The organism is Chloracidobacterium sp. (assembly GCA_015075585.1).
GTDB lineage: Bacteria > Acidobacteriota > Blastocatellia > Pyrinomonadales > Pyrinomonadaceae > OLB17.
Genome location: JABTUB010000001.1, coordinates 1,730,012 through 1,752,573 on the forward strand (window position 1 = coordinate 1,730,012; position 22,562 = coordinate 1,752,573).

At 53.7% G+C, this 22,562-nt stretch carries 14 protein-coding genes; 2 read left to right on the forward strand and 12 right to left on the reverse strand.

Features of this window, described 5'->3' with window-relative positions; genetic code table 11:
• Nucleotides 1-9: 9 nt before the first annotated feature.
• Nucleotides 10-3,534, reverse strand: coding sequence for a DNA polymerase III subunit alpha (dnaE, locus tag HS105_08010; GenBank protein ID MBE7516532.1), 3,525 nt, complete (start codon nt 3,532-3,534; stop codon nt 10-12).
• A 2-nt stretch (nt 3,535-3,536) separates the two neighbouring features.
• Between dnaE and miaB the strand changes: the two genes are divergently transcribed.
• Nucleotides 3,537-4,862 (forward strand): tRNA (N6-isopentenyl adenosine(37)-C2)-methylthiotransferase MiaB, encoded by a 1,326-nt coding sequence (miaB, locus tag HS105_08015; protein ID MBE7516533.1) that lies wholly within the window; start codon nt 3,537-3,539, stop codon nt 4,860-4,862.
• A gap of 4 nt (nt 4,863-4,866) precedes the next feature.
• Complete coding sequence (locus tag HS105_08020) at nt 4,867-5,346, forward strand: bifunctional nuclease family protein (protein MBE7516534.1); 480 nt, start codon at nt 4,867-4,869, stop codon at nt 5,344-5,346.
• Between the two features lie 106 nt (nt 5,347-5,452).
• On the opposite strand, the gene HS105_08025 is transcribed toward HS105_08020, so the two are convergent.
• The 11 genes from HS105_08025 to HS105_08075 are packed head-to-tail and all read right to left on the reverse strand — an operon-like array spanning nt 5,453 to nt 22,512.
• Entirely contained in the window at nt 5,453-6,220 is a 768-nt protein-coding gene (locus HS105_08025; protein ID MBE7516535.1) for a glucose 1-dehydrogenase, read from the reverse strand.
• The gene (locus tag HS105_08030; protein MBE7516536.1) at nt 6,213-7,091 is read right to left on the reverse strand and encodes a fumarylacetoacetate hydrolase family protein; all 879 of its coding nucleotides are present in this window, start codon (nt 7,089-7,091) and stop codon (nt 6,213-6,215) included. The genes HS105_08025 and HS105_08030 overlap by 8 nt, the downstream gene beginning before the upstream one ends.
• A 3-nt stretch (nt 7,092-7,094) precedes the next feature.
• Nucleotides 7,095-8,456, reverse strand: coding sequence for a hypothetical protein (locus tag HS105_08035; protein ID MBE7516537.1), 1,362 nt, complete (start codon nt 8,454-8,456; stop codon nt 7,095-7,097).
• A 4-nt stretch (nt 8,457-8,460) separates the two neighbouring features.
• Nucleotides 8,461-9,720: a mandelate racemase gene (locus HS105_08040; protein MBE7516538.1), complete on the reverse strand. Its 1,260-nt coding sequence runs from the start codon at nt 9,718-9,720 to the stop codon at nt 8,461-8,463.
• A gap of 6 nt (nt 9,721-9,726) precedes the next feature.
• The gene (locus tag HS105_08045) at nt 9,727-10,635 is read right to left on the reverse strand and encodes an alpha/beta hydrolase (protein ID MBE7516539.1); all 909 of its coding nucleotides are present in this window, start codon (nt 10,633-10,635) and stop codon (nt 9,727-9,729) included.
• Between the two features lie 2 nt (nt 10,636-10,637).
• Entirely contained in the window at nt 10,638-12,860 is a 2,223-nt protein-coding gene (locus tag HS105_08050) for a hypothetical protein (GenBank protein MBE7516540.1), read from the reverse strand.
• A 2-nt stretch (nt 12,861-12,862) separates the two neighbouring features.
• On the reverse strand, nt 12,863-15,703 hold the full coding sequence (locus HS105_08055) for a hypothetical protein (protein MBE7516541.1): 2,841 nt from the start codon (nt 15,701-15,703) through the stop codon (nt 12,863-12,865).
• A 56-nt stretch (nt 15,704-15,759) separates the two neighbouring features.
• Complete coding sequence (locus HS105_08060) at nt 15,760-18,783, reverse strand: TonB-dependent receptor (GenBank protein ID MBE7516542.1); 3,024 nt, start codon at nt 18,781-18,783, stop codon at nt 15,760-15,762.
• 31 nt (nt 18,784-18,814) lie between these two features.
• The gene (locus HS105_08065; protein ID MBE7516543.1) at nt 18,815-19,855 is read right to left on the reverse strand and encodes a sugar ABC transporter substrate-binding protein; all 1,041 of its coding nucleotides are present in this window, start codon (nt 19,853-19,855) and stop codon (nt 18,815-18,817) included.
• A gap of 36 nt (nt 19,856-19,891) precedes the next feature.
• Nucleotides 19,892-20,680 carry an SDR family oxidoreductase gene (locus tag HS105_08070; GenBank protein MBE7516544.1) on the reverse strand — a complete coding sequence of 263 codons (789 nt, stop codon included), beginning with the start codon at nt 20,678-20,680 and terminating at the stop codon, nt 19,892-19,894.
• Entirely contained in the window at nt 20,677-22,512 is a 1,836-nt protein-coding gene (locus HS105_08075; GenBank protein MBE7516545.1) for a hypothetical protein, read from the reverse strand. Before HS105_08075 ends, HS105_08070 begins: the two co-directional genes overlap by 4 nt.
• Nucleotides 22,513-22,562: the final 50 nt, after the last annotated feature.

The window sequence follows — 22,562 nt, forward strand, 5'->3', positions numbered from 1 at the left end:
CTATGTTACTTAATTCCAACTGACGCTGCATCCGTCAGCTTCTATCCGTCTGATAAGATCGCCGGAGACGCTCACACGCGGTGCCTCAACCTTTAGTCTGACCTCTATCGCTTCGATCTTAACATCAAAAAACACTTCACAATTTCCCGGATGATCATCCAACACTTGCAGGATATCATCGAAGTCACTCTCCTTCGTAAGCCCCTGCGGCACAGCGATTACGATCGATCGGGCTGTTGACGCCACGAGGTCGTTGAGCGTCACGGCCTCCGCTACGATGATATTCATATCGGCTCCGTCAGGCTGTTCGTTCTTACCCTCGACCACGATCATCTGATCTTCCTTTAGTATCGTTTGAAATCTTGAGAATGCCTCGGCCCAAACTATGCATTTAACGCCGCCTGTGCGGTCTTCGATCCGAAAAGTGCAGAAGCGATTGCCTTTCTTGCTGTATCTGACCTGCAAGTCCGTCACCAGGCCTGCCATTCGGACCGACGATCCCGACGGCGTAATATTACTCATCTCCGCAATATCTCTGATGCCCATGGCATCGAGCTTTCCCCGATACTCGTCAAGCGGATGAGCCGTGAAATGGAAGCCGATCGCGGCCTTTTCATTCTTTGCAAGCTCCATTGTGGTCCACGGCGGAGCATCGGCAAGTTCAACAGATATCTCTTCCGACGCGGCTTCGAACAAACCGCTTTGGCCGCGAAGGCGGGCATCGGCCATCCTTTGGCCATGCCTGACAGCATCATCGACAGATGCGGTAAGCCTCGATCGCCACGATAGAGCTGTTTCACCCTTCGGCATTAAGGAATCAAAGGCGCCCGCTGCAATAAGGCTTTCAAGGCTTCGCCGATTCAGGGCTGCAGGGTCAACACGCTCGACCAGATCCAAAAGGGAAGTGAAAGGAACTGTCCCGCGCGCTCGAATTATAGCGTCACAACCCGAAAATCCAATTCCCTTTATGGCTGAAAGACCGAACCGGACGGCCTTCGGCAGCGGTGTAAAGCCAAGGCCGCTCTCATTTATATCCGGCGAAAGCAGCTCAAGCCCCATCGACCGCAGCTCATTCGAGTACTTATACACCTTCGCCGTATCATCGGCTTCGTGGGAAAGTACGGATGAGAAGAAATATGCCGGATAATGCGCCTTGAGATACGCGGTTCTGAACGCAAGCATCGCATAGGCAACGCTGTGGCTGCGGTTAAATCCGTAATCGGCGAAGTTTGCCATCAGGTCAAATATCTCGCCGGCCGTCTTTTTGTCTATTTTTTTCGCAACCGCTCCCGCTACGAACCGGTCGCGATGGGCGTCCATCTCCTTCAGATTCTTCTTGCCCATCGCTCGACGCATCAGATCCGCTTCTCCAAGGCTGTAACCGCCAAGATGCTGTGCGATCTTCATGATCTGCTCTTGATAGACGAAAACGCCGAAGGTTGGTTCCAAAAACTCCTTCACCTCATCAACGATATATTCAACCTTCTTGAGACCGCGGCGGCGAGCCACGAAATCAGGGATCATGCCGCCGTCAAGCGGTCCCGGGCGATACAGCGCGTTCAGGGCCGTCAGATCCTCGATATTCTCCGGGCGCATCTTCCGGCAGATGTCCTGCATTCCGGACGATTCAAACTGAAATACCGCATCTGTCCTTCCCTCTGCGAACAGCTGCATTGTCTCGGGATCGGATGTAGAGATCGTTTTCCAATCTAGTTCAATGCCGGCCAATTCTTTCATCGAGTCAAGGCAATCTTGAATGATCGTAAGTGTCGTAAGGCCGAGAAAATCCATCTTCAGCATGCCGACCTTCTCAAGATCACCCATCGGATATTGGCTCGTTAATTCGTCCTTTACCGACATCGCGATCGGGACAAGCTCGTGAAGCGGCCGCGGACTGATGAGAACGCCCGCCGCGTGTACCGACGTATGACGCGAGCAACCCTCAACCTTTTGAGCCAGATCGACCAACTCCTGTATTGCGGGATTCTCCGCCATCGCAGCCCCGATCTCCGGAACTTCTTTGATAGCCTGTTTGATGCTGATATTTCGACCGCGACGCGGCGGCGGCATTAACTTCGCAATTCGCTCGACCTCACCGTATGGCAGTTTGAGTACGCGCCCCACGTCCTTGATCGCAGCCTTTGACGCCATCGTACCGAATGTAACTATCTGGCAAACGGAATCACGTCCGTACAGTTCGGTAACGTATTCGATGACCTTTGAACGCCCGCGTATGCAGAAATCAATGTCAATGTCGGGCATTGAAACGCGTTCGGGATTGAGAAAACGCTCAAAAAGAAGACCGTACTGCAAAGGATCGACATCGGTGATCCGCATGCAATACGCCGCGAGTGAGCCTGCCGCCGAACCGCGTCCCGGCCCAACCGGAATATTCTGCTCGCGGGAATATCGAATGAAGTCCCACACGATCAGGAAGTAGCCCGCAAAACCCATTCGGAGGATGATCTCGATCTCCACGCGCAGGCGTTCTTCATAATCCTCAATAGTGTGATTTAGGAGGCCTTCCTCGATCAGCGGAGCCCAATCTTCGCGCTGGCGTTCGAGAAATCCGTCGCGAAGAACCTTTTTGAAGTATTCGTCTTCATTTTTTGCATCGGAACCGATAGGGATCTGAAACTTCGGCAATTGACGAACATCTGCCCCCTGCTCGATCGCAACATCACACATGTCAGCGATCTTGAGCGTATTTGTAAGGCTTTCCGGAACCTCCTTGCCGAAGATCTTCCACATCTCGCCGGCTGAACGCAGGTACCGCCAAATGTCTTCACTCGGCTCGGACGCCGGCGGCAGCGTCTGTCCCTCGGCGATCGCAATAAGGCTCCTTCGAGCACGCGCATCCTCGACATCTAAATAGTAAACATCATTCGTAGCAACGAGCGGAAGGCTCATCTCAGCGGCAAGTTCAATTATTCCTTTATTTAGGCCACTTGCGATGCCGCTCTCCTGCAGTTCCAAATAGAAGTGCTCAGGCCCGAAAATCTCCGAAAATCGACCGGCGATCGATCGCGCCTTTGCAAACGCACCATCTGACAGGTAGTGTCCGACGGGCCCGATAATCCCGCCTGACAAGCCGATAAGGCCGCCGGACAGCTCATCGAGAAGCTCCATATCGATCCTCGGCCGGTGATAAAAACCTTCGGTAAAGGCTTTCGAGGCAAGAATTATCAGATTCTTTAGGCCTTGGGCGTTCGCGGCCAGCAACACGATGTTAAAGTACGCCCGTTCGCCCGCCGCAACCATCGCAGAATGATCCAATCGGCTGCCGAATGTGATGTGCGCCTCGTATCCGATGATGGGCTTGATACCGGCCTTCGTCATCGTGTTGAAGAATGACACGGCACCATACATGTTCCCAAGATCAGTGATTGCACAAGCCCGCATCTCCAACTCTGTCAACCGCTTCGCCAATGGGTTAAGTTGGACAGTGCTTTGCAAAAGGCTATAATCGGTGTGCAGGTGAAGGTGGATAAAATCTCGTTCGACTGACTTGGTTTTTGGGGATTTTTCAGACATCTATGAAGAAAGTTTATCTCGAAACATACGGCTGTCAAATGAACGTCTCCGATTCGGAGCGCGTTGCGACGACACTCGGGAGCCAAGGTTACGAGATGACCGATACAGCCGAAAAAGCCGATGTTGTGATACTCAATACGTGCAGCGTCCGCGAAAAGGCCGAACAGAAACTTTACACGCGTGTCGGAAGGATCCGCCACGGCAGCGGCCCCAAACCGGTGGTCGGTGTCATGGGATGCGTGGCTCAACTCGAAGGCGACACTTTGTTCGATAAGATACAAGGCGTCGATTTCGTTCTTGGTACCCGTGCAGTCGGCAGGATCGGCTCCGCTGTGGAACGAGCTTTGAACGGTGAGCGAGAATTGCTGGACCTTGGCGAACGCGAGGATGATTATGATTGGACCGTTGCCGACACGCATCGACATTCGCCGTACGTCGCATTTTTGCCGATCATAGAGGGCTGTAATAAATTCTGCACATACTGTATCGTTCCTTTCTCACGGGGCAGGGAACGGAGCCTCTCCGCTTCCGGGATCGTCGATCAGGTCAACGAGCTTCGTAAGAACGGCACAAAGGAAGTTCATCTAATCGGCCAAAACGTAAACAGTTACAGGCCGATAAGTGAGGAAGGACTTGAAGATTTTGAAGGGAAGTCGGCGTTCTCTCGATTATTGCGAGCAGTGGCGGCAACAGGGATCGAACGTGTAAAGTTCACGACCTCATTTCCCCGCGATTTTAATGAAGATATCGTTGAAGCCATCGAATCTAACGAAAATCTCTGCAACTGGGTGCACCTTCCGGTTCAATCCGGCAGCAACCGCATCCTTAAACTGATGAAACGCGGCCACACAATTGACCGCTATCTTAAACAGATCGACAGGATCAAAGCGTCGCACCGCAATATCGCGATAACAACTGACATAATTGTCGGCTTTCCGGGCGAAACAGACGATGATTTTCGCGACACCGTCAACCTCGTGAAATATTGCGGCTATGACAGCGCTTATATCTTTAAATACTCGCCGCGTCCGGGAACGCCCGCGTTCGATATGCCGGACGACGTGTCGCCTGCGGAAAAGACCGTTCGATTCATGGAGCTTGAGAAGGCTCAGCGTGAAACGCGGAATGATAGATTAAAGAGATACTTAGGGTCAACACTTAAGGTATTAGTTGAAGGTATTGCGTCTCGAACTGACAATGGCCTTACGGGCCATTCAACCTGCCACAAGATCGTAAATTTTGTCGGCGACAAGTCGTTGCTCGGCGAGATCGCGGATGTGCGGATAACGCAGATCAAATCAAATTCACTATTTGGAGAGATGATCTAACCGAATGAATGAAGACCAGATAGAAGTAAAGATCGGCGCCTTGATCATGGATCCGAACACGAACACGCCGATAATCGTGCTAAAAGGCGTCGATACTGACGCCATGCTTCCGATATGGGTCGGCGCATTCGAAGCCAATGCCATTGCACTCGAGATCGAAAAGGTAACGCCGCAACGGCCTATGACACACGATCTCTTGCGAAATGTCATTCTTCAGTGCCAGCTTTCCGTCACATCCGTTGTAATTACCGACCTGCTCGATAACACATTCTATGCAAGAATAGAACTGATCGACAAGGACAATGAACTCGTGGCATTTGACGCTCGTCCTTCAGATGCGATCGCACTTGCGTTAAGGCTTGATTGTCCGATATATGTGGAAAAGAACGTCCTTGAACTGTCGGCGAGTTCACAGGCGCAAAACTCATCGGAAGGTGATGAAAAGGACACACCGCCGGACGACTGGCCGGAATTGATCGGATGACGGACGGCTCAAGAATCTCCACAGTATTTATTACATAATCTTTATTATCAGACGCAACGGGTCTGATAAATAGTTGTAATTAAAGCGTACACGTGGCCGGGCACGGCTACTTCCCGACCGCAAAACCGCCGTCGATCTCGAATGCGGTACCGGTAACGAATGCCGCTTCGTCACTCGACAAATAGACGATCGCAGCGGCGATCTCATCAGGCGTTGCCATTCGGCCCAGTGCCTGAGTAGCCGCCATCTCGACGTAGGCGGCCTTTGGGTCAGGATATTCAGCCAGACGGCTTTTTACAAAAGGTGTCTCAACCCGCCCGGGACAGATCGCATTCGCCCTTATACCATCCTTTGCGTGGTCGAGTGCGACGGCTTTTGTGAAGCCGACAACGGCAAATTTGGTCGTGCAATATGCCAGCCGCTCGCGGATCGCAACAACACCGCCGATCGAGGCCAAATTCAGGACAACTCCTGTCCCGGCCGCGATCATTGACGGCAGAAAAGCTTTCGTTAACGCAAAAACACCACGCACGTTGACCGCGTATAGCCGATCGAGATCTTCAGACGTGGTTTCCAATAACGTCCCGACATGGCCGATGCCGGCGTTATTGACCAGGACATCAAGCTTTCCTCTCTCCGATAGAACAGATGCGGCTACGCTGCCGCACGAATCTTCATTGGCAACATCGAGATGAATATATTCGGCACGATAACCATTAGCGACGATCGCTGACGCCACCCGGCGGCCTTCATCAGGCACGATGTCGGCTACATAAACAAAGGCTCCTGCTGACGCAACCGCGTTTGCCGCAGCCTCGCCAATGCCCGAGGCCGCTCCTGTTACAAGGATCGTTTTCCCTTTAAGATCAAACATTTACATTAGATGCGATAACCGGATTTCTTAATATACCAAGGCCTTCGATCTCAACCTCGCAAACGTCGCCGTCCTCGAGAAAGATCTGCGGGTCTCGAGCAAAGCCGACACCCGGAGGCGTTCCGGTCGCAATTACATCTCCCGGCTCCAGCGTGATGTGGTTCGAAAGGAATGCGATCAACTCCGATACGCCAAAGATCAGCTCAGAGGTGCTCGAATCTTGGAGCGTCTCACCATTCAGCCGGAAACGGATCCGCAGATCTTCCGGTTCCGGGACCTCATCTGCGGTAACTATGTACTCGCCCATCGGAGCGAATGTATCACACGACTTCCCTCTCTGCCACTGGCCATCGGCAAACTGCAGATCACGCGCTGAAACATCATTGAAATTACAATATCCGAGTATCACGCTGCGTGCGTCCGCCTTCTTGATCGCCTTTGCCCGGCGCCCTATGACAACTGCTAACTCAGCCTCATAATCGACCTGCGCACTCAAACTCGGCAATAATATAGGCTCGTCCGGGCCGATAACACAGGACGAAAACTTTGAAAAAATGATCGGCGATGTCGGGATCGCCATTTTTGCTTCAATGGCGTGGTTGCGATAATTCAGGCCGATGCAGATCACTTTTCCCGGCCGCGGGATCGGCGCGGCAAGTGGAATTTGCTGCCGATCGACCGTTCTGCCCGCGCTCGGATCGCCGAGTGTCCGCCATATTTCACCATCCAGATCAAAGCATTGATTGATGTCGAAACTTGTAAGAGATTCTTTGCCCGTAAGGTCGGTCAGGTCACGGACCGAACCATCAGCCTCAATTCGGCCAATACCGTAACCCTTCTTATTACTGTACTTTAACGCGGCCAACTTCATATCTTATCGCTCCAGACCTTCGATCGGAACCCACACGAACCGCGGCTTATAGAAGTCGGCATAGATCGAATCGCCGGGCTTCGAACCAAAGGGAAGATTGCTGTTATATGACACAAGAAGCTTGCCGTCATGGGAGAATTGCGGATGCATATGCGGATTATAAACGCTCAGGCCGCTTTTTAGCCGTAGCTTCCCCGTCATTCCCGGCAGCAGCGTTTGCCCTGCGGTCGGCGTTCGATAAAAGAAGGTCTTGTTGTGGAACGGGCCTTGCGGCTCGCATGCGGAATAAAGATAAAGGTCCTTCCACTCCGTGTAACCCACTGATGTATCAAATGTTACCATTACGAAGGTCGGCTTGCCGGCAATATTGAGCCGGCGGATCGTAAGTTCATCGCTGATGCTGTCAGACTCAGGGATGATCGATCCGCGCTTTCGAAGGTCTGCTGACCATCCTTTTCCGTCCCACGCAAGCCATGTGGATTCGTCCGAAATGCTTTCAAGTCCGCGTGACGCGTCAACCTTTGCGATATACAGTTTTTTATAGCGATCGACGACATCCATTCCGGCCGAGTTCTTCGAAACGATCTTTCCTTCGTTCCTCATCCCGTAGATATAAAGATCACTGCTTCCCTTATGGTCATCGAGCCACAATGATATGCCCCAAACGCCTTCATCAACCCAGTTTCGCAGGGGTACGATCTTATCAATCGCGAGCGTGTCGGCATCAAGCTGGGCGATAGCCTGCCCTCTGAACTCGATCCACGACGCTTTGTCATAAGGCCTTGCGACATTCCACTCATTGAGGAAGATCCAGATCTTCTTCTTGCCGTCAACATTCATTATGACAGCGTCGCCCATCCAATAAAGGTTCTTCGGATCTTTAGGCTTGAAGTATGATGTCGAGTATCCGAACTTATCCTTTTCGCCGACAAGCGTCCTAAGCGTTTTGCCATCCTTCGACCGCACGACGATGCTGTTGTAAACATAATGAATATGTTCAGGTTCAGGCCCGCAGATCGGCGGCAGGCAGTTCGGAGTGCGAAGCCGCAATCCGTTCGTGTTCGTGTGAACGCGGCCGTCCCCGGGCATCGGCGGCCACTCGCCGATAAATGAGTCAGAGAAGAAGAACGCCGAATCACCGTTAGGCAGTTCGATGGAAATAGTGCTGTCAGCACCCGTCCAGCCCGGAATACCTTTTGGCTCCAAGCCGGTACCCGGCCCTTTTTGAGTGAAAATAGCGTCCCATTCTTTCGCCGTCTCACCCTTGCCGACGTTCAACGTACAATGAGCGTAGGAAGACGATGCCGTAGTACCTATGCACAGCACCAAGGCCAGCGAACGAATAAGAAGAAGTTTCATCATCATTTGCCTAGTAAGCGATCTCAGGTGTGCGGTCATCCGTCGGGTCTGCCCACCGGTTATTCGGTACGACGGGACTCCAGCCGGGACGAAGCGGATCCTGATCGTACGGATAGCCGCCAAGTCTCTTATACAATTCACTGTATTCAGCAAGCTTCTCTCTATCTAGTGATACGCCGAGTCCCGGGCCGTCCGGCACTTTGATCGTCCCATCTATGTATGGCATACGTCCGCCTTCGATAATATCATCGGTCAAGTGATGGTAGTGGGCGTCAGCGGCATAGGTCAGATTTGGGATCACAGCACCGAGATGCAGCATTGTCGCAAGTTGGATGCCGAGTTCGCCCGATGAATGAACCGCAACGCCGAGTTGGAACGTCTCGCACACACCGGCGGCCTTAACGCACTGCCTTATTCCGCCCCAGAACGTCGTGTCGAGCAGGATCACGTCACATGCGGTATCCAGAACATTCGCCGCAAGCTGCTCAAAATTGACAACCACCGTATTGGTTGCAAGCGGCATGCGGACCTTTTCCCGCGTCCTGCGCATACCGTGGAGGCCGAACACAGGATCTTCGAGATAGTCGTTTCGGATATCTTCGATCTGTTGGCCAAACCAGATCGCCTGTTCGGTTGACCACGCAGCGTTCGGATCGAAACGAAAACTGTCGCCTTCCGAGGCCCCGCTTCCGAGCTCCTCGGCGAGAGCTCGGTAGCATTTTAGCTCATAAACAGGATCGAAGACCCCGCCCTTCAATTTGTGTGCATAAAAGCCGTGTTTCGATTTTAGATCTTTTGCATGCGCGACGAGCTGTTCGGGCGTTCGCACTTCGCCGCTGCCGTCTTTCGGTGAGGGGTAGCGGAAGAATAGATACGACGCAAAAGGCACCTTATCCTGAAGTTTGCCGCCCAAAATATCGTACACCGGCACTCCCCACTTCTTGCCGATGATATCGAGGCAGGCAAATTCAAGGGCCGCAAGTATTTGGGTGCGGTTGTTATAGAGCGACGCCGTTGGATTTGCGATCAAAAACCGCATTTCCTCAAGTCGTGCGGGGTCATGGCCGACGAGATAGCTCTTCATCGCCCGAAAGACGCTTTCTGCTGATTCGCCGCCGCCTCCCATTTCGCCAAGGCCCGTTATGCCCTCGTCCGTTTCGACCTCGACGATCGTCCGCACGAATCGGCCCCAGTGAGCACCTGCGGCATGGCGAAGCGGCGCTTCGAGCGGGACGGTGACGGTCGTTGCTTTGATATCGGTTATCTTCATTTGCTGCTAATCGATGCCGTTCTCCTTTAGGAATTGAAATACCTTATTCCACGCCGGTATATATTGCTCGCGTGTGAACTGTCCGTGGCCGCCGCCGCTTATAGTGTGGAGATCGTTCTTTACGCCGGCTCGGTTCAGAGCATCGCGGAGGCGCGTCGCCTGTGTATAAGGTACGACATCATCCTTATCGCCGTGCAGTGTCAGGATCGGCGGAAGCCCGGCGCGTACGTATGTAAGCGGCGAAACATCCTTTGCGATCTCGTCGGCATTTTTCTGCGCGCCGATCCACATCATTGCATAGTTCCGCTGATCTGGGCCGTGGGTAAGATCCGCCACATCTGAAATGCCGAACCAGTTCACTATCGCGGCGATCTTGATCGGCGTATCACCATATTTCTCGTCTGCAAAACACGCATTATCGAGAGGCGTCTTTTCAGGTAGCATTCCGCTGATCAGAGCGAGATGACCGCCGGCAGAATGACCGGTCAGGACGATCTTTGATGTGTCGAAATTGTATTGCTTTGCGTTGCGGAACACCCATCGCAACGCACATCGCGTATCCTCGACCGCGGCCGGAGCAAGTGAATTTGATGCCATTCGGTATTCGACATCCACCACCCGCCAGCCTTTTTCGAGGAAAGGAAGAAAGTAGAGGATCGAATATGCCTTGGCCCCGAACACCCAACCTCCGCCGTGATAATAAACGAGCGTCTTTGTCGGCGTGCTGATATTGCTCGGATACCATACATCGAGTTTGAGCGGCGTATTATTTGCAGTGTTATAGACGATATCGGGCGTTACCCGATAACGCGCTCCGCCTTCGGCCGCGAAGACCGAGACGGTATCTTGAGCGCTCGATGACACCGATAGTGCCGAGAGGATCGCCGCCAACAAAATGAGCCTTGCGAACCGCATGATCACGCCTCCCTGATCCCGGCACGATCAGCCGTGTAAGACTTCCCTTGGTAATTTATGTTGACGAGCTTTGCCGACGGATCGAATGTCCCGAATACAGGCCGCGAACTTATGCCGCCGAACAGGCCGGCTTCGATACCGAAGATCCGATCGACGATCGGCTCGAGATAATTGCAGCCCGATACGCACGCCCAATCATTGATATACGGCTGGTCTGACGGAGCCTTTGCGGCTCCGCCGTTCGATTCGGGCGTGTAAAAGTCTTCGACAAAATGAGCTTGCGCATACGGGCCTTGACGGCTCGTTTTTGCAAGCCCTTTGATCCACTTGAGGGCAACATCAACGGCACCCGCAGCATAGAGGCCGCTCAATGCGAGCGCCGGCCATGAGCAGTAGGCTCCTGTCCATTGATGATCGGGGCGTATGCTGAATGTTACGTCGAGGTCGCGTGTTGACAGTGCACGCATCCACGTCGGCGTCTGAAGCTCACGTTGGAAGAACTCTACCATTTCCTTTTTCTGCGTCGCGGTCATCTTATCGCCGATATTCATCAGAGTGGTGCCGAAATCATAGCAATGGTGGACCTCGTTATAACTGCCGTCAGGCAAACGGCATTTCCAAATACCGCGGCCGGGCACATAGAGCTGCAATACACGGCCGGCCAGTGCGTCGGCCTCTTTCCGAAGAGCGACGGCCTTTTCCGCGTCGTTCTTATGCTCCGCAAGCTCCGCAGCGAATTTGAGGTTGTGAACATTAGCGGCATTAAGCCCTGCGACCTCGTGAACATAGCTTGAAACCGCCTCAAGAAGATTATTTACACCGCCGTAGTCTGCAAGGCCGTGGCCGTTCGTATCAAGAGAGCGCCAATGCTCAGCATAGTTCATCAAGTGCTCGTAAACGGTCTTTCCGCCCACTGTTTTGCTGAGCCACGAGCTGTCGCCCGTCCAACGCAAATACTCTTTAGCCATGCGCGACATTGCGTAATCGTTGACCGAATACCACGGCCCAACGCCGGCGCCGGTGAGGAATTCAGTACCGAAATGCTTGTGCATATCGATGGTCATCCACATCTCAAGCATCTTCCTGAGCGTTGCCGGATCGAGCATCGAAAGGAGCATCGCGCTGAGCGAGATATCCCAAAGGAAGGTCGTCGTTTCCCAATAACGCGGCATCAGCGTTCCGTAGGCAGTTCCGTACACCGAGTGCGGCGACGTGCGGCGAAAATATAACGCACTCATTACAGCCGAATGGTATATGCGCTTGACATCACTATCCTTAGTGACCAGCGTCGGAAGATGGCCCGAGAACACATCATTATTCGGTGTGAAGGCAGCAAGCAGTTGCCTGTCCCACTCTCTACGCACGGCGGCCGCTTCGGTGTCAAAGCTGTTAACAACCCGGTCGAAGTGCTTTGCCGCCTCGCCCTGTGTGCCGCCAAGCGCATTGACGAATACTATGTCGCGCGATTCGCCCGGCTTTAGATCGAACTGATATACGAGCCACGAAGAGGTCATCGAAGATGGCTTTGGCGAACTTCCCTGCATCACGAACGCCTCGGTGCGGACGGACCTGCAAAGGATCGCACTGCGCCCTTGATCTACGGTCCGAGTGTTGTCCTGTTCGCCCGGTGAATATGCGGCGTTCCAAGGCGTCACGCTCTTACTAACACCGCCGTTCACGGCAAATTTTATCTCTGTCTTGCGTACCGCTTTTGTCCGATTAGTTAAAGTGAGCTTGACTGCCGTCACCATTGACTCGAACGGCACGATCATTACGCTCTTCAGTTCCAAGCCTTTGTAGAGCGAACGGCGTTCAACACGATCAGGCTGCCAGACAAACTCGATAGGCGTCTTCGTCGCGGCAAAATATTCACCGTCAACAAATAGCACGCCGGTAAGGAGTTCACCGTTAGCTCCTGCGGGAGCGACGTTCATTTCGCCTTGTGCATACGGCGGGAACGCGATACTGCGCACCGCGGTCACACACATTGCCGACTGCGCACAGCCCCATTGATTTGTAAGGCCGGGCCACGCATAAAGGTCGCCGAATTTGTGGGTCATGGTGATCGAACGCATCGACTCGCACGTCGGTATATCAGGCAGAACAACCTCGGCAATTGGCTCCGGAGCATCCTCAGCCCTTGCGATATCCGCACCGGCGATCGCAGGCACGGCAATGGCCGCTGCCATCGTCTTCAGAAACTCTCTACGTTCGAATTTTGACATTATTACTCGATCTCCACACGTATCGTTACGGTTTGAAACGGCCCGACCTTCACGGTCAGCGGGTCGGCCGAAATAACTTTTCCTACGATCTTATCCTCTGTCGTATTTACAACATCGGCCGATCTCAGCTTTACCGGCAACTTGAGCGATGCCGTTACACCGCGGCCGGCGAATTCTTGAAGGCGGATGATGAATACCTTGGTGATCGGCGGATCAAGCGGGGCAGCACTGACCTCGCCTCGTATCACACTGTCGAAAAGCGGCTTTACATCCGCGATCTGAACATTCGGCTGATCGATGCTGAAGTAACCCGCCGAAGGGCTTAGCGGCGCACTCTGCGTGTATTCAGCACGGAGCGGCAAATTTATATCATGTCCAAGCCGCCACGCCGCGACCGGATCGAAAGCTCCTTCAGACGAGAATGAATAATCGTAAACATAATTGCCGACGATGCCCGGTTCGACTGTCTCCATATAGACTATGCCCCTGTCGTGGGTATCAGCTTCGCTTGCATTGCGCAGCGCGCGCGAATAAACCGTCGCTTCGGGCAGTGGAAAGCTACCTGTGTACATCGCCGGAAAATCTTCCGGCTGGCCCTTAGCCTTCGGTTTTACCGCAACATATCCGGCATACGTCCAGTGAAACGCCTGTCGATGAGCCACAACAGCGCTTGCCGACCCGTCCGTCAGTGCGATCGAATGCTGTGTTGATACCGAATCTCGGCGTGCTCCCGGAAGATAGTCATCCGGCAGTGTATCGAACCACTTCTGGCCCTCACGTTTAATCTTCAACCCGTCCTTGCCGATATTAAACGGAAATGCGAAGTAATAACTGTCGCCCCAGAATTTCTCTCCGCCGACAAATCCTTCAAATTCCGGGTCGAGTTCGTTGTGCAGGTCAACGCGGGCAATTCCTTTGTAAAGAGTGATCTCACTGATCGGAAAAATACTGCGATCACGCCGAACTGTGATCCGCGACACGATAGTTCCCTTCTCGATCGTGATCTTAGGAGCAACAGGATACGGAACTACGGATGCTGCAGAGCCTTCTATCCGCAACAGATCGTTGAACGGCCTTTCGCCTTTTGTATTAACGAGTTCTCTGCCGCTCTTCGCCTCACGCACACTCGCAATATGACCATCTGCGGTTGAGGATACGGTATAGAATTCATTGAATATCGCAGATCCTCGAACCGGCTTTAGCGTGGAAACAGGCTCGCCTGCCGCCGTGCGCACGGCAAACGCAGAATATCCGAGTGCCGGTATTTGCGTCGCGACAAAGACCGCCTCACCGTTCGTCTCAGTATCGAAAGGGACAACCTTGCCGGTACGCTCGTCGCGCAGTTCGGCAATATGCGTACCTTTTTCCGGCGGGTTTATCCGAACTACATCATCGCGCACCCACGACGACGGGTTATAGACGACCAAATTCTTGCTGTCGCTCGACTGCTTCTTGACCGGATCGAAGCGTGTCGGCTGGGCGATCAATTCAACGCCGCGTTTCAACAGTCTGTCCGTTTCCGAATAAGCTGCCTTCATATCGCGAACGTACTGCCGATTCTGTTCTTCGAGAGCACTAATGCTGTTCAACTGCGGCCAACCGTTATTTCCTGCTCCGCTGTGCTCATCGTAGCCGTACATAAGGTCGTACAGCCGCGAAAAATTACCTGAAGGTGCGGGGATGCGGCGTGTCATCGAAAGGGCGCTCCAGAGCGTTTCGCCCGCGGGCACATTGTCATGGGCATAGCGGGCAAGAGCACTTATTCGAGGCGAACGTGTTTTCGCCTCAGACCACAGCCCCGACCACTCGCCGCGATACGTTGGTATCTGTGATGCATACTTCCCTTCGATATACTTGAAGAAGTCGTTCGCTGTTGTAACCCTTAGCTGCACTTCAGGATGTGTCTTGTTCCAAAGCTGCGCGGCACGAAGCAAGTTCAGCTCGTTATCAGGCTCCAAAAAATCGTGAGCATACATCACCATCACGGCATCGTACGCATACCCCGCATTGTTATAGCGGTTCAGCAGCTCGGTAACGCCGATCTCCATCACCTCGATATCGCTCTTCTTTCCGGCGAGTTCGGGATTGAACATATCGAACGGCAGTCGGTCGGTGTAAGGGTCAAGCGTGTACGGATCAAGATAGAAATCGGTCAGAGCCTCGATGTAACCGCCGCGTTTGCCGGCGCTGATCCATGTCAACACGCGGTTGCCGTCAGGTGATTCCCAATAGAACGGCACTTTTCCCGGAGCGAGTGATGTTGCGTCCTGCAGGAAGAGGTTCGCTCCCGTTACGAGATATTTCGTCCCGCTCGACGCGAGAACCGACGGGATCGAAGTCGGGTGACCGGGAACATCATCCATCAACGCAAGCTCGGAGTTTATACCGTAGGTACTGTGCAGTGCCGTATAGCCGTAGCAAATGCGGTTGAGTTCTTCGGCTCCCATGAAGTCCGTGTGCATTGAACCCCACGCGGTCGAAAGCGCTATCTGCCCAGACTTTATCAGCGTCATAAGCCGTGCGATCTTCTCCTTGTCTTTCGGAAGAACAGAACTAGGCTTCCTCTGTCGTTTTAGCCACTCCTCGACCTGCCAGACGCTCTCTATGGTCCAGCGAAAATACGGATTTGCCTCGGCGATGCGGATCACCTGATCGATGTGCCGAGCGGCACGCTCTCTCACCTGATCGGGCGGCTCGACAAAGCCAAGGTCGTAATGCGAGGTTGGGGTGATATAGATCGTTCTTATTTTACTAGCGGGAAGTTTCGATTGAGCGGCCGCGCCGACCGACAGGAACACTACAACGGCAAAAACAAATATCAAATTCACCCTTGCAGTTCTCATATTCCTATCTGCCGGCCGCGGCCGCTCAAGTCAAAAGGAGGACCAATGTCTTTCAGCTAAAAGTTGAATCTGGCTGAAAGCTGTATCTGTCGCGGACCGCCGAAACCAAGCAGGCCGCCCAATTGATTACCAACGGTCGAGGTGCTGACGCCAAAGCCGCCGCAAGCTCCGACCGAACCACCGCACGAAATTCCGCCGGACGGATCGGCATAGTTCGCACGGTTCAGGATGTTGAATACATCAAGCCGCAACTGAAGCGAATGACGATCGCTGAACCGCGTATCCTTTGCGAAAGATACATCGACCTGTGCGAAATTCGGCCCGCGAAGCGTATTCCTGCCCACATTGCCGAAGACGCCGGGTCCGGGGTCAGAGAACGCCGCAGCATTGAATTGACAGCCGGGAACCTGATACGGCGAACAATATGGATCGGCCCCCGGAACCGCATTCGGCCGGAATGAGAACCCGCTGAAGATACCGCCGGTTCGCGTTACCGTTACAGGAAATCCGCTGCGGATCTGTGTGATCGTATTGATCGACCAACCATCGGCTATCCACCGCTTGCCGCCTTTGAACCACTTGCGAAACTGCAGATCTACACCGGCATCGAGTGAGAAGTTGTGGCGGACGTCCTGATCGGAGCTTGCGCGTTCGGCACGCATATTATTAGGGTCCTGATAGTCCTTAAAAAAGCCCACAACGTCGTCGATCGCGTGCGACCAAGTGTAATTCGCGTTGAGACGGAGCACCCTGGCATTTCGCTTGAAGTTGATCTGCAGGCCGTTGTAATTTGCCTGAGGATATCCTCCGACAACAAAGATGTCGCCAACATTGGCGCTCAGCGGACGAACGCCCGAGACCGGATCTTTCCGGTTGATGTTGCGCGGCGTTATGACGCCATCGGTCAAAATATGCGTTGTATGGTTGCCGACATAGCCCACTGTCAGCACGCCGAAGCCAACATCCTGTTGGACATTGAGCGAATACTGCTGCGCCATGGCCGTCTTCATATTCTTTTCGATCACCATCACGTTCGGCACGCCGCAGCGGAAGATAGCGGGATCGACCGGATACTGGAACGTAGCCGGCGGCGTCGGGCAGAACAATGCCTGAAAAAGATCGACTGAATACGACGGGAATGAGTTGATCGCCGGTGAACCGAAACTGGCCGGCAATTCGCGATTATAGAAAATGCCGTAGCCGCCGCGAATGACCGTTTTATGGGTACCAAAAACGTCGATCGCAAAGCCGACGCGCGGGCCGAAATTATTCTTATCAGCGTTGTACAGCTTTGAGCCGACCGGCGTAACGGTCATCGTTGCAAGGTCGAAATTCTGCAGCAGGCCGTTCTTTTCACGGCTGACCGAGCTCACTTCATAACGAAGGCCGAGATTCAGTGAAAGCCTGGGATGAGCCTTCCAATCGTCATTGACAAAGAATGAGTAGTTCTCGTTAGCATAGCTCAGCTTCGGATTTCCGCTGCGGGCGATCACGAACGGAGCGTTGTTCGCAAAGTCGCTTGCCGAGAAAAAGGTAAGCGTGTCCTGGGTAACCGACATCGCGTCGCGGCGGTTCAACCGAAGATCGGCACCGAACTTGAGCGCGTGATCGCCGCGTATCATCGTCAATGTATCAAGGAACTGATACACGGCGCCGGTTCTTTCCTGCTCGAATTGTGCCGGTCCGGGCGTCGCGATCCGATAATCGACAAACGTCATATCAAAACGCGGAAGTGTTGATCTGCCCGCGCCCGCGTATGTGTAATTGTGGTTTATGCCGAAGCCGAACTCGTTGGTCGTCGTCGCATTGAAAGTATAGTTGTGAGCAACCTTGAACAACTGAACGCGAAGTTTGCCGTTCGCCATTTGAGAGGTTCCGACACCGAACGGAACGTCCGTATCCGAGTCATTTATGTTGTACCGAACCGAGAATTGCCCTTTATCGCTATGCAGCCAATCGATCTTTACTGAGCCTGTGTCCTCGCGCAGCTTGCCGATCCGCTGTCCCATATACGAACCAAATCCCGCAACCGACGATGTATTCGTCTGCGGAAGCGGAAGGTCCTCAACCACAGGACGGATCGTCGCATTCATCGAAGCTCGATATGCGGCGGTGGGTGTCAGCACGCTGAATGTCTGGCCTCGGGTCTGACGAACGCCTTCGTAATTCGCAAAGAAGAATGCCCTGTCCTTCTTGATCGGGCCGCTTACATTGCCGCCGAACTGGTTGAGGCGAAAACGCTGCTTTCCGGCAAGTGCATCTGGCGCATCCATTCCCTCATGACGGAAGAAGTCGAAAACGCTGCCGTGAAAATCGTTCGTACCGGACTTCGTGATCGGGTTTATGACCGCACCGAGGGCCTGGCCGTATTCCGCAGAATAATTCTGTTCAACGACCTGAACTTCCTGAATACTGTCCATCGAAACGCGATTAACGCGAGACTCAATACGGCCGAGGACGTTCGATGTGCCGTTAACGTCAACTCGGCTGGCATCAATGCCGTCAACGAGTACACTTGCACCGCCGAATGACGACGGAATACCGTTGATCGTCGTCTGAAACACGTTCGTTGTTTGAACTGAACCGGGGATCGTCGCGAGAAGTTGCGTGAAATCTCGGCCGTTGACCGGATTTTGGTTGATCCGGGCCGTGCTGATCGTGTCTCCGAGTGTCGATGTCTCAGTATCGACGCGAGTTTCGTCAGATACCGTAACAACGGCATCGACATCGCTCAGGCCAAGCGTGATATCGATGCGTGCACGATCACCGACCGAGAGCGAGATATCCTTCTTAGCACTTGACTTGAAGCTGGCCGCCACTGCTTCAACCGTGTAAATGCCGGTCGGCAGCGATGGTACTTGATAACTTCCTTGGGAATCGGCCTGAACATTGCGTTTTTCAGCGGTTCCCTGATTAGTGACAGTTACCGCTGCGTTCGGAACAACTGCTCCGTTCGGATCGGTAATAACACCGGTAATGGTACCCGTATTTGACTGTGCGAACGCCCCAATGGCAAAAAGGCCAACGGCCGCAAGCGTCATCATGGTCCCTCGGATCTTCAAAAAATATGTTGAGTTCATCGGTTCCTCCAATACTCCTAACTTTAATGCACTACACCCTTGTGCAATCGCTTTGCGTTTCAAGTGCGGCGATCGCGTGAAAATCCGGCGTCCACACGCCGTCAACCCTGGGATAGAATTTCTCGAGGTTATCAGCCGTCATCGAGATCGTCGGCGTCACATCACGAACTGGCACGGCTTGTCCGTCGAACAATGCCACGATGCCGTCTGCACATCGAAGACCGACATACTCCGGGAACATCGCTTGGCTGACCTTAAGGGATTCCCGGCGCATCATCCATTCTTTCTCCGCCGTACCCGACAGCCCGAAGCCCGCGACAGTAACGGCGGAATCTTCAAATCCCGCATCAAGATAGCCTTTATAGGCACCTTGCGCGGTCTCGTCGTCCATTGCAAATATCACATCGACGTCGCCAACCTCATTCAGTGTTTCGCATGCGATCTTCTGAGCGATCGACGGCGTCGCCTCGCCATTTATTGAGGCAGCAACAACAGCGTCGGGCTGCTTGCTGCGTACACCTTCGACAAAGCCTTCGCTTCGAAGCAGGCAGGGTCTCAGCCACGGCAGCCCAACGTCAAGGATGCGAAGCGGTGCCCCGTCAGTTCTTCTGACGTTGCTCCCGACCCACTCGCCGAGTGCAAAGCCTGCATCGTAGTCGCAGATGGCGACCATTGTGGACATACCCTCGACCGGGTTGGCTTCGATCAGCACGGGCTTCCCCTTTTCCCGCCCGAGTTCGACAATTTCCTCAAGCCCGCTTGTCGCCGCCGGTGTCAGGATCAGTGCGTCAACTCTTTCGATCAGCTCGCGAGCTTGAGCAACCTGATTCGCGGCCGAAAGTTCCGCATCCAAGAGCTCGACCTCGAAGCCGTATTGTCTTGCCCGGCGATGGAGTATCTCGATCACGATCTGATACCAGATGTGAAAGCTGTAGTTAGTCAAGTAGCCGACCTTCTTTGGCAGCTTTGACGCCGAAACCAACGGCATCGCTGCAAGCGCCGCATCGAGGCCCGGCGGCGGGTAATAGTGAGTTACCGGTGCGTGCCCGCCCGCTGATGCTTCTGTACTCATAAGCTGAATCTCCTTTTTTCTTGTCTTACCAAATAATTACTGTTCTGCCCGCGGCACACCGCCGATCTGTGTCAAAAGCCCGCCGTCGGCGGTCCAGACACTGCCTGTAACAAAAGATGCACTGTCATGGGCAAGAAATGCGACAACCTCGGCGATCTCGCGCGGCTGCGCGATCCGGCCGAGCGGATGCATCCCGTTGCAGGCGTCATAGACCGACTGCGGATCAGGATCAAGCGACGCTGCCCATCGAAGCATCGGCGTGTCCACCGTTCCCGGGCAAACCGCATTGCACCGGATGTTATCCGCGGCGAAGTCCATCGCGATCGAGCGGGTCAGTCCAAGCAACGCATGCTTGCTCACGGTATAAGCGAGCACATTCTGCTGGCTTGCCAAGGCCTGCACTGACGACACATTTACGATCGCTCCTTTACCACGCTTCTTGATGTACGGAAGGCAGGCGCGGGCTGCATTCCATGCACCGCGTAAGTTCACATCCAATACCTCGTCCCACTGAGCGTCGTCCGTTGTCAAGGCCGTCCCATAACGCTGAATGCCCGCACTAACCGCAAGGGCATCAATACCGCCGAAGATCTCGCATGTTCTCGCTGCCGCCGCGTCAAGTTCGGCCGACCGCGACACATCGGCTTTACTGTATATCGCGTTGCCGCCTGCTGCTGTGATCGTCTCGAATAATTCACGGCCGGCTGGCTCATCACGATCAACTATCGAAACGGCACCGCCGCGCTCCGCAAATATTTCGCACGCCGCCCTGCCGATGCCGAGAGCACCGCCCGTTACCATGATCACTTTGTTGTCAAACCTCATGCTTCCTCCGTGCCTGTCAGATGGTCGAGATCATCGTGGATCGAGTTCGGGTCACGCGGCGGCGGCAGGTTCCGATACCATGTAAAATAGAGGATCACGGTCGAAACGACCGTCGTCGCGAGCAAAGTGAAACCTGCGGCGTGACGATTGAGCACCAGGTAAAGCATTGACAGGTAAAGTGCGGTGATACCGGTCATTGCTACGAGCGTATTGAAAAGATCACGCCGGAACGGGCTTTGTTTTCTGAAGCTCGGCTCTTCTTCCATTACCAAAGCTTTCGGTTTGCTCCAAAAACCGGCAGGCTGCACCTTCCTGTAAAAGGTCTTCAATGTGCTCATATCCGTCGGCTCTGTTGAGAGTGAAACAAAGATCGTAATCATCGTCGATGCCAATGCGATCACCGGAAACCCGATATAGAGCGGAAGCGGCTCATCAAGGTAAACGGTGTCCACAAAAACCTGACCGAGCGACAACACCATTCCGCCGAAGATACCGGCTGCGTAACCTTGGCCGTTGAGCCTCCACCAATACCACCTGAGGACGTTCGGCGGCAAGATACCCGCGGCCAGCGTCCCGAATATCCAAAGAAATGCAGTATTGATCGACGTTCCGAAAATTGAAATTATCAGGCCGATGATGATCAGCAGTGCCGATGAAACATAGCTGACGCGGACGAGCCGTTTGCTGTCCGCGTCGGGATTCAGGTAACGCTGATAGACATCCTTAACGAGATATGCGGCACCGCCGTTGACCGTTGAACTGAACGTCGCCAGAAAGCCGGATAGAAGTGCCGCAAGCATGAATCCGACAAGCCCGACCGGCAGCATCGAACCAATGATCAACGGCAATGCGGTCTCAGGATCCTTTACAAGCTTTGCATCCAGATCCGGATTGCCGATCCCCATGATCGCCATAACCGCGATCGCCATTGCGAACGGCCACCGAACCGTATGAATGATGCCCCACAGAGCACCGAGTTTTGAGGCGTCACGCTCATCGCGGGCGGCGAGAAAGCGTTGAAAATCGTACAACTGTTCGGGGCCGCTCAAACAAAGCAGCAGGCCCTTGGCCACCCAAACCGCCACTAATGCACCGAATAGCGAATAGTCGGTTCCGCCTGTAATAAGCCCCTGGAACGCCTCGGGCCGCCACGACGGAATGATGTCATTCCAACCGTTCGGAATCTTCGAGGCAAAAACTGCCGCATCAAAGTGCAAATAACCGATTATGGCAAAGACGATGGCACCCGCACTGAGAACGATCGTTTGAACGATCTCAACCCGCACGATACCGTGAAATCCGCCAAGGACCACATACAAACCGGTAACACCGAGTATCAAAAATGCACACACCGTGGGCGAGAATGGCAGAAAGATCGCGCCGAATTTGCCCATACCGATAGCACTGTAACCGAGAAGTGCCGAGATCGTAAGGATCGCAAAAAGTGTGTAGGATAAACGCGCGATATCGCCGGCCTTGCCGGTACCGAACCGTGTTTTCATCCACTCTGCCCCTGTCATAGCGTCAGATCGGCGTATCCATTTTCCCATGTATGCGAGATAGAATGCCGTGATCGGAAAACCCCAAAGCATGTGGACCCACATTCCCTTTAACCCGAGTGCAATAAAGGTCGAGACGATCCACATCGTTCCCGTGATATCGAAATAGCTTGACGAGCCGGACATCGCCAAAGCCCACCAAGGCAGTTGGCGGCCGCCGAGAAAGTAGGACGACATTCCTTTGGCAGCTTTGCGCTTCATGGCAAAGCCGATGCTCATAATGATCGCAAGATAAAGAACAACAATGATCTGATCTATCGCGGTCAGCTGCATATTTTCATCCTCACTCTTTTCTGAACTTCCTCTTAGGCGTTGACAAAGTC